General features: G+C 60.2%; 12 protein-coding genes. 11 read left to right on the top strand and 1 reads right to left on the bottom strand.

The window, feature by feature from the left end:
• Positions 1-67 precede the first annotated feature (67 nt).
• The 10 genes from QRN60_RS21750 to QRN60_RS21705 all read left to right on the top strand — a co-directional run bounded on the left by QRN60_RS21750 (position 68) and on the right by QRN60_RS21705 (position 7,801).
• Positions 68-1,678, top strand: a complete 1,611-nt coding sequence (locus QRN60_RS21750) for an ABC transporter substrate-binding protein (RefSeq protein WP_111817733.1) — start codon at positions 68-70, stop codon at positions 1,676-1,678.
• Positions 1,679-1,687: 9 nt separating this feature from the next.
• Entirely contained in the window at positions 1,688-2,677 is a 990-nt protein-coding gene (locus QRN60_RS21745) for an ABC transporter permease (RefSeq protein WP_111817734.1), read from the top strand.
• A complete protein-coding gene (locus QRN60_RS21740) occupies positions 2,674-3,504 on the top strand; it encodes an ABC transporter permease (protein WP_111817735.1) in 831 nt (276 codons plus the stop codon). The genes QRN60_RS21745 and QRN60_RS21740 overlap by 4 nt, the downstream gene beginning before the upstream one ends.
• Entirely contained in the window at positions 3,501-4,304 is an 804-nt protein-coding gene (locus tag QRN60_RS21735; RefSeq protein ID WP_111817736.1) for an ABC transporter ATP-binding protein, read from the top strand. Before QRN60_RS21740 ends, QRN60_RS21735 begins: the two co-directional genes overlap by 4 nt.
• Positions 4,301-5,080: an ABC transporter ATP-binding protein gene (locus QRN60_RS21730; RefSeq protein ID WP_003506558.1), complete on the top strand. Its 780-nt coding sequence runs from the start codon at positions 4,301-4,303 to the stop codon at positions 5,078-5,080. Before QRN60_RS21735 ends, QRN60_RS21730 begins: the two co-directional genes overlap by 4 nt.
• A 9-nt stretch (positions 5,081-5,089) precedes the next feature.
• Positions 5,090-6,208 carry a pyridoxal-phosphate-dependent aminotransferase family protein gene (locus QRN60_RS21725; protein ID WP_065695019.1) on the top strand — a complete coding sequence of 373 codons (1,119 nt, stop codon included), beginning with the start codon at positions 5,090-5,092 and terminating at the stop codon, positions 6,206-6,208.
• 164 nt (positions 6,209-6,372) lie between these two features.
• The gene (locus tag QRN60_RS21720; protein ID WP_003506556.1) at positions 6,373-6,561 is read left to right on the top strand and encodes a hypothetical protein; all 189 of its coding nucleotides are present in this window, start codon (positions 6,373-6,375) and stop codon (positions 6,559-6,561) included.
• 66 nt (positions 6,562-6,627) lie between these two features.
• The gene (locus tag QRN60_RS21715; RefSeq protein ID WP_060724972.1) at positions 6,628-7,134 is read left to right on the top strand and encodes a helix-turn-helix domain-containing protein; all 507 of its coding nucleotides are present in this window, start codon (positions 6,628-6,630) and stop codon (positions 7,132-7,134) included.
• Complete coding sequence (locus QRN60_RS21710) at positions 7,131-7,535, top strand: VOC family protein (protein ID WP_003506554.1); 405 nt, start codon at positions 7,131-7,133, stop codon at positions 7,533-7,535. Before QRN60_RS21715 ends, QRN60_RS21710 begins: the two co-directional genes overlap by 4 nt.
• 38 nt (positions 7,536-7,573) lie before the next feature.
• Positions 7,574-7,801, top strand: a complete 228-nt coding sequence (locus tag QRN60_RS21705) for a hypothetical protein (protein WP_003506553.1) — start codon at positions 7,574-7,576, stop codon at positions 7,799-7,801.
• Positions 7,802-7,941: 140 nt separating this feature from the next.
• On the opposite strand, the gene QRN60_RS21700 is transcribed toward QRN60_RS21705, so the two are convergent.
• Positions 7,942-9,753 carry an IlvD/Edd family dehydratase gene (locus QRN60_RS21700; RefSeq protein ID WP_003506552.1) on the bottom strand — a complete coding sequence of 604 codons (1,812 nt, stop codon included), beginning with the start codon at positions 9,751-9,753 and terminating at the stop codon, positions 7,942-7,944.
• Positions 9,754-10,274: 521 nt separating this feature from the next.
• On the opposite strand from QRN60_RS21700, the gene ytfQ reads away from it, so the two are divergent.
• On the top strand, positions 10,275-11,234 hold the full coding sequence (ytfQ, locus tag QRN60_RS21695; protein WP_003506544.1) for a galactofuranose ABC transporter, galactofuranose-binding protein YtfQ: 960 nt from the start codon (positions 10,275-10,277) through the stop codon (positions 11,232-11,234).
• Positions 11,235-11,248 lie beyond the last annotated feature (14 nt).

Genomic DNA, 11,248 nt, shown 5'->3' with positions numbered 1-11,248 from the left:
GCCTTAAGATCGGCCGGCCGCGGACCAAGCGGAAAGGCCCGCCCAGCCCTCATTTCCGGAGTGAATCATGTCGCCTGTCCACCTGTCCCGTCGCTCGCTTCTCAAGACCTCGCTTCTTCTTGCCGCAACCACGGGGCTGGCGGGCATTGCCGCTGCACAGCAGGCGACGCCCGGCGGAAGGCTGATCGTCGCGGCCGATTCGGAGCCGAAAAACCTCAATCCGGCGATCGTCGCCTCAAACGGCGTGTTTTATATTGCCAGCAAGATCATCGAGCCATTGGCCGAGGCCTCCTTTAACGGCAAGGACGGCCTGGAACCGCGCCTCGCAACCGAATGGGCGGGATCGGATGACGGGTTAAGCGCCACCTTCAAGCTGCGCGAGGGCGTGACCTGGCACGATGGCAAACCCTTTACCTCCGCAGACGTGGCCTTTTCGGCGCTCTCCGTCTGGAAACCGTTGCAGAATCTCGGACGGCTGGTCTTTGCCAATCTCGAGAAGGTGGACACGCCGGATGACCACACGGCGATCTTCCGCTTCTCCAAGCCAACGCCGTTCCAGCTCATCCGTAACGCGCTGCCGGTCGTTACCAGCGTCGTGCCGAAACATCTTTATGAGGGCACCGATATCGCCACCAACCCGGCCAATACCAAGCCGGTCGGCACCGGGCCTTTCGTTTTTGCGGAATACAAGCCCGGCGAATATTATCGCCTTACCCGCAATCCCAATTATTGGGGCAAGAACCAGCCGCAGCTCGATGAGATCATCTATCGCGTTCTGCCAGACCGGGCGGGCGCCGCGTCTGCGCTCGAAGCAGAGGAAATCCAGCTCGCCGCCTTTTCCGCCGTGCCGCTGGCCGATCTCGACCGTATCTCGAAGGTGGCAGGCATCAAGGTCATAGCCGATGGTTACGAGGCGCTGACCTATCAGCTGGTGGTCGAAATCAACCATCGCCGCAAGGAACTCGCCGATCTCAAGGTCAGACAGGCCATCGCCCACGCCATCGACAAAAAATTCGTCATCGACAAAGTCTTCCTCGGTTACGCCACGGCATCCACAGGCCCGGTGCCGAAAAACGCGCCGGAATTTTATACCGACGATGTCGAGACCTATGATTTCGATGTGGCCAAGGCCAATGCCCTGCTGGACGAGGCGGGTTATGCGCGCGGCGCGAACGGAACACGTTTCTCACTGAAACTTCTTCCGGCACCCTATTTCAATGAAACCAGACAGTTCGGTTCCTATCTTCGTCAGGCGCTACAGGAAATCGGCATTGATGCCGAGCTGGTCAATAATGATTCAGCCGCCCATCAGAAGGCCGTCTACACCGATCATGCCTTCGATCTCGCCATCGCGCCGCCGGTCTTCCGCGGTGATCCGGCGATTTCCACCACCATTCTCGTGCGTTCCGGCATTCCGGCGGGCGTCGGTTTCTCCAACCAGGGCGGTTACGAGAACAAGACGCTGGACGAACTGATCGACAAGGCGGCGGTAACGGTGGACACGGCGGCACGCACGGTGCTTTACAAGGATTTCCAGAAGCAGGTCACCGCCGATCTGCCGCTGATCAACGTCGCCGAATGGGGTTTCATCACGGTGGCACGCGATACGGTCAAACATGTCGCCAGCAATCCCCGCTGGGCCGTTTCCAACTGGGCGGATACGACCGTCGACACCTGAGGTCTCGCCGTGAAGCGTGCAACGACATTGCTGAAGCGAAGGGCAGTCAGCGCCATTCCGGTGTTGCTGATTGTTCTCATCTTCACCTTCGTGTTGCTTGAAAATGCGTCCGGAGACGCTGTGGATGCCTATCTCGTCTCCATCGGCGGCGGCGATGCCGGGCTGCGGGATGTGCTTCGCGAACAATATGGGTTGAACGGTTCCGTGCTGGCCCGTTTCTGGCTCTATGCCAGTTCGGTCCTGCGGTTCGATCTCGGCTGGTCGCTTGCCTTCGACCGGCCTGTGCTGGGGCTGATCCTCGAGCGGCTGCCGAACACGCTTCTCCTGATGGGCAGCGCCACCACACTCGCCTTCATCCTCGGCACCGCGCTTGGCATCGTGGCGGGGGCGCGTCCCGGCGGGCTGACGGACCGCGTGCTTTCAACGCTTTCGCTGGCGCTTTACGCCACCCCCGGCTTCTGGCTTGGCCTCGTGCTGGCCATCGTCTTCGCCGTTCAACTCAAATGGCTACCCACCTCAGGTATAGAAACCATCGCCTCGGGCAAGCAGGGATTTGCAAGGGCTCTCGACATCGGCCGTCATCTCGTGTTGCCGGTGGCCAGTCTCGGCCTCATCTACCTGGCTCTTTTCCTGCGCGTCACGCGCACCGCCATGGCGGCGGTCTGGCCGCTGGATTTCGTGCTGTTCGCCAGATCAAAAGGGCTTTCCAAACGGCGGATCGTGCTGCGCCATGTCGCGCGCAATGCCGCTCTTCCGCTCGTCACCGTGCTCGGCCTGCAGGCCGCAACCATGCTGGGCGGCAGCGTGGTGATCGAAAGCGTCTTTGCCATTCCCGGTTTTGGCCGGCTGGCGCAGGAAGCCGTTAGCGGCCGCGACACGCCGCTTTTGATGGGCATTATTCTGACCAGCGCCGTCTTCGTCATCCTCGTCAATCTCGCCGTCGATATTCTCTATGCCGTTCTCGATCCGCGCATCGGCAGCGGGGAGCGACAGGCATGAGTTTCGCTCTCCGGCTGCTGCGCAGTTTCGAAGGCGCCACGGGCGCCATCATTCTGGTGCTGCTTGCCATGACGGCGCTCGCCGCACCCGTCGTTTTTCCGGGCGACCCGCTGGCCATCGTCGGCGAGCCCCTGATCGCACCCTTTACCGATGCCGCCCTGCCTCTCGGCACCGACCGGCTGGGCCGCAACGTGCTGGCAGAACTTGCCCATGGCGCGCAGGCCTCCCTGCTCGTCGGCATCGGTGCCGCCGCCGCCGCATTGGTTATCGGCACCGTCATCGGCACCATTGCCGGATTTGCCGGCGGCCTCGTGGATGAAGCTTTGATGCGCGTCACCGACGCCTTTCAGATCGTGCCGAATTTCCTGCTCGCACTCGCCTTCGTCAGCACCATCGGCCCCTCCATGCCTATTGTTATTCTCGCCATTGCGCTCGGCGCATGGGCTGATCCGGCGCGGCTGATGCGGGCGCAGGTCTTGAGCATCCGCGAGCACGATTATGTTCAATCCGCCCGCGCCATCGGCATGCATCCGCTGGAAATCGCGTTCAGGCAGATCCTGCCCAATGCCCTGCCGCCGGTTCTGGCGCTCGCCGCCATCATCGTCGCGGCAGCCATCCTAACCGAGGCGGCACTGTCCTTCCTTGGGCTCGGCGATCCCAATATCGTCACCTGGGGTTCGATGATTGCCGAAGGACGTAACGTCCTGCGCTCAGCTGCGTTTTTGTCCGTCATCCCCGGCATCGGCCTTCTGGTCACGGTTCTCGGCGTTTATCTTCTCGCAGAAGGCATCAACAGGGCGATGGCGACAAGGAGGCAAGCGCCATGAGCGGCAATGCGCTGTGCCGGATCGACGATCTCAGCGTTTGTTATGCGACAGGCGATGCGCCTGCCTTGCAGAATGTTTCGCTGACCATCCGGCAGGGGCAGAGGCTGGCGATCATCGGCGAAAGCGGGTCGGGAAAATCTACGCTCGGCAGAGCCATTGTCGGGCTTCTCCCCGGCAATGCGCGCGTTTCCGGGGATATTTCCTGGAGCCGCGATAGCGGCCTGTTTCACGGCAGGCCGCTGCCGGGGCGCGATATCGGCACGATCTTTCAGGATACCGGCGCGACGCTAAACCCGGTTCTCACCATCGGCGAACAGGTGGCGGAAGGGGCCGTGCGGCATCTCGGCCTGTCATGGAGGCAAGCGCGCGATCTTGCCCGTGGCCTTCTGGAGCGGGTGCGGCTGCCGCATCCCTCCCATCTGCTCGCCACCTATCCGCACCAGCTTTCCGGCGGCCAGAGGCAACGCGTGGCGATTGCTGCCGCGATTGCCGCCAGTCCTTCGATCCTGATTGCCGACGAGGCCACGAGCGCGCTCGATACGGTCAGTCAGGCCGCCATCGCCACGCTGCTGGACGATCTGGTGCGGCAGGAAAACAAAACGCTGGTCTTCATCACCCATGATATCGGCCTTGCTTCCAGCCTTGCCGACGAGATCGCGGTCCTACGTGCGGGCCGGTTAGTGGAACACGGTTCGACACGGCGGGTGCTTTCCGCACCCACCCATGACTATACGCGTGCGCTGCTTGCCGATTATCTCGATCTCTCGACCCCGCCGCTGATCAGCGAGGCCGCGTCATGAACGAAGCCCTTCTGAGCGTCGACGGACTGTCGAAAACCTATCGCACCGGCGCAAGAACGGTGGCGGCGCTTTCCGACATCTCCTTTTCGCTTCAGCCCGGCGAGACGCTGGGACTTGCCGGTCCCTCCGGCTGCGGAAAATCGACGCTGGCGCGCATTCTGATGCGGCTGATCCCGGCTGACGAAGGCACGATCCATTTCAAAGGCCGCGACTGGCTGGCGCTTGACGGCGGGAAGCTTCGTGCCGCCCGCCAGCACATGCAGATGGTGTTTCAGGATACGCATGGCGCATTCAATCCGCGCGCGAGCGTCGAAGACGCCATCGGCGAACCGTTGCGCGTTCATCGCATGGCCGCAAGACGCGAGCGTGCAGCAGAAATACACCGTCTCCTCGACCGCGTGGGCCTGCCCGCCAGCTATGCCAGCCGATCGGTCTTCGAGCTTTCCGGCGGCCAAAGGCAGCGCGTCGCGATCGCGCGGGCCATTGCGCTCAAGCCGTCACTTCTCATTCTGGATGAAGCCGTCTCCGCGCTGGATGTTTCGGTTCGCAGGCAAATCCTCGAACTACTGGTGGAAATACAGCGGGAGACGGCCGTTTCCTGTATTTTCGTCTCCCACGACCTCGCAGTCATCCGCGCCGTCTGCCACCGCGTCGCCATCATGGAAGCGGGACGGATCGTTGAAATCGGCAGGACGGGAAATATCGTCTCGGCGCCGCAATCCTCGACCGCAAGAACACTGATCGACGCCGCACCGCGACTGACCATTACCACGTAAGGAAAAGACATGCCCGTTCCCGATTATGCATTGCTGCTCGACCCACCCGCTTTTCCTGCGGAGCGTTATGCCGTTCTTGCCGACCGGCTGGCAGCCTTGATGGGCACGAGGAACGACGTCCTTCTCATACAGGCGGAAGCCGTGCTGGCGCTCGAGGCAGCAGCGACAAGCCTTGCACGACCAGGCCTGCGGGCGCTCAACATCGTTACCAGCCCCTATGGCGCGTGGTTCGGCGGTTGGCTGGAAAGGGGTGGCGCGACGGTGCGCAACCTGACGGCCAGCCCGGCAAAGCCGGTCACACTGGAGGAGGTGGAGCAGGCGCTGGACGAAGGGCCGGATTTCGATCTTCTCGCCATCGTCCACGCGGAATCGGCAAGCGGCATTCTCAACCCTCTGCCCGCCATCGCCACGCTCGCTCGGCAAAGGGGCATCGTGACCCTCGTCGATGCCGTCGCGTCCATCGGCGGACATGCCTTCGAGGTTGACCGGCTGGGCATCGATATCGCCGTCATCGGCCCGCAAAAGGCGCTGGCCGGGCCGGCCGGGGTTTCCGCGATTTCCGTCAGCGAAAAAGCGTGGGAGCTTCTTTCGCACGAGAATGCGTCCGACAACTCCATGCTCTCGCTTATGGACCAGAAGAAACTCTGGCTCGATGCCGGCCGCGGAGCGCTGCCCGGAACGCCCGCTCCGCTGGAATTCTATGCCCTGGAGGCCGCACTTGACCGGATAGAGGCGGAAGGTCTGGCATCTGCCAATGAACGCCACGAAAGGGCGGCCGCGGCCACCCGGAACGGCATCAGGGCGCTCGGTATTCCAACCTGGGTGAAGGAGGCGCACGCCTCCGCCCTCGTTTCCACAGCAATCCTGCCGGATACCGTCGAAGCCAAGGCATTCCTCGCCGCTGCATCCCAAAAGCATGGCGCGGATATTTCCGCCGGGGTCGGCCCCGGCGCGGAACGGCTGATAAGGCTCAACCACACCGGTCGACGGGCGCATCCGGAGGCGGTGAAAGCCAATATCGTGGCCTTCTCCAGTGCCTTGAAAAGCCTCGGCCATGCCGCAGATACCGATTCCGCGCTGGAAGCGAGCGAAAAAGCCTATTCTGACGCCGATCCGAACCGCGTTTGAAGGTGGCGATAAACATTCATTGCGCAAAATCCGGCAGCAGTGAAACGTCAGTCACGACATTGTTGTTAAAAATGGTAGACAAATTCCTCGGTCAATCTTGACGAAATCATGGCAACGCGCGAAACTTAACACACCGTTAACTCGCGTGAAGAAGGGAACTGGCCATGGTAGCAGGGTTCAACATGCTCTCCTTTGACCTCTTTGGCATCGGCCGAAGGATGCCCGTCGTCAATGAGCGGGTGGAGACCGAGTTTCAGGACAAAACGCCGCGCAGACCGGACGACGAGTCGCATGACGACGACCGCGATCAGGAATATGAACTGTTCTTCTGGTCGCTTTATCCGGTGATCTAGGAGGTTTCGGTAGCCTGCCGGGCATGAAACTTGCCAAGGGCCGCCGGTTCATTCAATGATTGGCGCATGCGCCGGTCCGGAAATGATAAAAACTCTGCAAACAGAGACTTGAAACTGCTGCGCCGTCTTCTGCGCGCCAGGGATCATATGGATGCCGCCGCCCATGAGGCGTGGCCTGTTTCACGCCTTGCCAGTGTCAGCGGCGCCTCGCAGGCCCATTTCGCAAGATCGTTTCGCGATGCCTTTGGCATACCCCCTCACCGCTATCTACTGACCCGCCGGGTGGAGCGCGCCGTGGCGCTTTTGCGTGACACCGATCTTCCTATCATCGAAATCGCGTTGCAGACCGGCTGGAACAGCATCGGCACATTTGGCCGTGTTTTCCGCGATGTGACCGGGGAAAACCCGAGTGAATTGCGGCGACGGATGCGGCTTTCGCCTGCCGATCTCGAGCAGGTTCCCCATTGCTTCGTCAGCGCCGCAAATCGCCCTCATCTCACAATCGCAGTTTCGGAGAAGCGCCGACGAACGAAAAGCGCTAGGCACGACGAGCGAAAGGGAGATATCTCATGAAAAATGGTGTTCAAGTTGTCGGGCTTTACGTTCATGATCAGGACGAAGCGCTGCAATTCTACGTCGAAAAACTTGGATTTCGTGTGCACACCGACGCGCGCAACGGCGATTATCGCTGGTTGACCGTGCAGCACCCGGACCAACAGGATTTCCAGCTGGGCCTGTTTCGGCCACAGGCTCCGACCGTTGACGAGGCGACGGCGCAAAATCTGAACGAAGCCGTGGCCAAAGGCGCGATGCCGCCGCTGGTTCTGGTGGTCGAGGATTGCCAGAAAGCCTTTGACGTGATGCACAAACGCGGCGTCGAATTCACCCAGGAACCGATCGCCCGCTACGGCTCGGTGGATGCGAGCTTCCGCGATCCTTCCGGCAATGGCTGGAAGCTCGTTCAGGCCCGCTGAAGCGCCCATGTGTCACATTCCATCATGGATGTTTTTTCTTGGGGGCGACTTTGATCTTGCGAAACTGGATAAGGCAGAGCCATCGGTGGCTGGGCATTCTGCTGACCATCACCATTCTGGCGAACTTCATCTCGATGGCTTTCGGTCCGACGCCATCGGTGATCGTCTATGCTCCGCTGTTGCCGCTGACTTTGCTTATTTTCAGCGGGCTGTACATGTTCTTCCTGCCATATCTGGGAAAGCCGCCAGCCCCATCGGGGAAGTAGGCAGATAAGCAACGAAACTATCATGCTCTTCGGCCGCCCGCAAAGTTTACGCGGTTGCGGAGCACGGTATTTTAAAATGCTTCAGCCCCGGGTTTTACCCCGGGGCTGATTAAAAAGCGGTCGGCCGAAACGGCCTTGCCTTAGTGGTTGTCGCGCGGCAGGCCCTTGGTCTGGGCGATGCGCTGATACTTCACGGCCGGTTCCAGAACCGCGCCGGTTTCCATCTGGCTGACGATGCCACGCTGGATTTCCTGCCATGGCGTCTGATGGTCAGGGAACTTGTAACCACCCTCGGCGGAAAGCGCTTCGTAACGCTTGGCCAGTTCCTCACCTGATATCAGGATATCGGCCTTGCCGCGACCCACATCGATGCGAACGCGGTCACCCGTCTGCAGGATGGCGAGACCGCCACCGGCCGCAGCTTCCGGGGAAGCGTTGAGGATGGACGGGCTGCCCGATGTGCCGGACTGGCGGCCATCGCCGATGCAGGGCAGCGAATTGACGCCTTCCTTCAAGAGATAATCCGGCGCGCGCATGTTCACCACTTCCGCTGCACCCGGATAACCGATCGGGCCTGCACCGCGCATGAAGAGGACGGTGTTGGCGTCGATGCCGAGCGACGGATCGTCGATGCGGTGGTGGTAATCTTCCGGACCATCGAACACTACGGCGCGGCCTTCGAAGGCCTCCGGATCGTTCGGGTTGGAGAGGTAACGGTTGCGGAATTCTTCCGAAATCACGCTCGTCTTCATGATGGCGGAGGAGAACAGGTTGCCGCGCAGAACGCGGAAGCCTGCACGCTCCTTGAGCGGCTGGTCGTAAGGACGGATGACCTTTTCGTCTTCGATGATGGCGCCACGGCAGTTGTCGCCAATGGTCTTGCCGTTGACGGTCATCGCGTCTTCCTTGATGAGCCCCTGGGTCATCAGCTGGTTGACGACTGCCGGAACGCCGCCGGCATGGTAATAGTCCTCACCGAGATATTCACCTGCTGGCTGCAGGTTGACAAGCAACGGCACGTCTTCGCCATAGGTCTGCCAGTCATCGACGGTCAGTTCGACACCGACATGGCGTGCAAGGCCGTTCAGATGGATCGGTGCGTTGGTGGAGCCGCCAATGGCCGAGTTGACGCGGATGGCGTTGATGAAGGCATCCTTGGTCATGATGTCTGATGGTTTCAGGTCTTCCTTGACCATTTCGACGATACGCAGGCCGGTCAGGTAGGAGACTTCCTGACGGTCGCGGTAAGGCGCCGGAATGGCGGCCGAACCCGGAAGCTGCATGCCGAGCGCTTCGGCAAGCGAGTTCATGGTCGTTGCCGTGCCCATGGTGTTGCAATAACCGGTGGACGGAGCCGACGAGGCGACGAGCTTGACGAAGCCCTGATAGTCGATCTCGCCCTTGGCCAGAAGTTCGCGCGCCTTCCAGACGATGGTGCCGGAACCGGTGCGTTCGCCACGGAACCAGCCGTTCAGCATGGGGCCAACGGAAAGGGCAATGGCGGGAATGTTGACGGTGGCCGCCGCCATAAGACAGGCAGGCGTGGTCTTGTCGCAGCCGATGGTCAGAACGACGCCGTCGAGCGGATAGCCATAAAGCACTTCCACGAGGCCGAGATATGCGAGGTTACGGTCGAGACCGGCGGTCGGACGCTTGCCGGTTTCCTGGATCGGATGCACCGGAAACTCGATGGCGATGCCACCCGCTTCACGAATGCCTTCGCGCAGACGGTTAGCGAGTTCAAGATGGTGGCGGTTGCAGGGCGAAAGGTCCGAACCGGTCTGCGCAATGCCGATGATCGGGCGGTCAGACTGAAGTTCAGCCTGGCTCAGGCCGAAATTCATGTAACGCTCGAGATAAAGCGCCGTCATATCCGCATTGGCGGGGTTGTCGAACCACGCGCGCGAACGAAGCTTGCCTTGGGTTGCGGGCAGATTGTCGGATTTGGTCATGATGCGGTCTCCAGCCGGAAGTGGCCAACGGTAAAATATTACGAAATGCGACAAGCTTATGTTGTGCGCAAGGAAAATGGAATCAGCTTTCGGAGATCACGCATAACCGACAGTGAGAGCCCAGACGAGTAGGCTTGGGCTGCTCTGCGGCTTTAACCGAATATTTTTCGGCATTTACGGCCATCGCAGGATTGCGCAAAGGAATCTCCCTCCCTCTTTTGCCGATTGAACTCCGATCACAAGACCCAAAATTCCGGCAAAAATCATCTTCTTATTTGTATTACTATTAGACGCAGCCATATGCTGTCAAGCGCTATAGCGGTGTGAGCAGCAGCAGTGCCGGCTGTTCGAACCACAAAACATGAATCGTTTATCCATTTGATATTAATTGATATATTTCAAAATCCGAGACCAGATACACCATTCTGAAATTGAAATATGCGAAAATGCCTCTTTTCAAGAGTATTACTATATGCTCATAGTGTCTCCGTCACGCTGACATCATCTCTGGGAGGATTAAGATGAGAAAAGCTCTCGCGACAGTTACTGTCGCCGTTTCGCTGTGCCTTGCATCAAGTGTTTCCGCCAAATCGCTTACCGTCGGCTTCTCGCAGATCGGTTCGGAATCCGGCTGGCGCGCGGCTGAAACCACCGTCACCAAACAGCAGGCAGAGAAGCGCGGCGTCACGCTTAAATTCGCCGACGCGCAGCAGAAGCAGGAAAACCAGATCAAGGCCGTTCGCGGCTTCATCGCGCAGGGCGTGGACGCGATCCTGATCGCGCCGGTCGTCGCGACCGGATGGGATGCCGTGCTGAAGGAAGCCAAGGAAGAAAAAATCCCTGTCATCCTGCTCGACCGCCAAATCGAGGCTCCGGACGATCTTTACCTGACCGCCGTAACCTCCGATCAGGTTCATGAAGGCAAGGTTGCCGGCGACTGGCTGGTCAAGGACGTCGGCTCCAAGGATTGCAAGGTGGTGGAATTGCAGGGCACGACCGGCTCTTCGCCCGCCATCAACCGCAAGAAGGGCTTCGAAGAAGCCATTGCCTCGCACAAGAACATCAAGATCGCACGCTCGCAGACGGGTGACTTCACCCGCACCAAGGGCAAGGAAGTGATGGAAAGCTTCATCAAGGCCGAAGGCGGCGGCAAGGACATCTGTGCGGTCTACGCCCACAATGACGACATGGCCGTCGGTGCGATCCAGGCGATCAAGGAAGCCGGTCTGAAGCCCGGAACCGACATCAAGATCGTCTCCATCGATGCCGTGCCTGACATCTTCAAGGCCATGGCAGCCGGTGAAGCCAACGCCACCGTCGAACTGACGCCTGACATGGCCGGCCCGGCCTTCGACGCGCTCGAAGCCTATCTGAAGGACAAGAAGGCGCCAGCGAAGTGGATTCAGACCGAATCCAAGCTTTACACGGCATCTGACGACCCGATGAAGGTCTACGAGGCGAAGAAGGGTCTGGGTTACTGATACCCCATTCTTCG

This window comes from Agrobacterium sp. CFBP2214 (assembly GCF_030209895.1).
Lineage (GTDB): Bacteria > Pseudomonadota > Alphaproteobacteria > Rhizobiales > Rhizobiaceae > Agrobacterium > Agrobacterium radiobacter.
The sequence above is the reverse complement of the archived record's forward strand: the minus strand, read 5'-3'. Positions and strand labels throughout refer to the sequence as shown.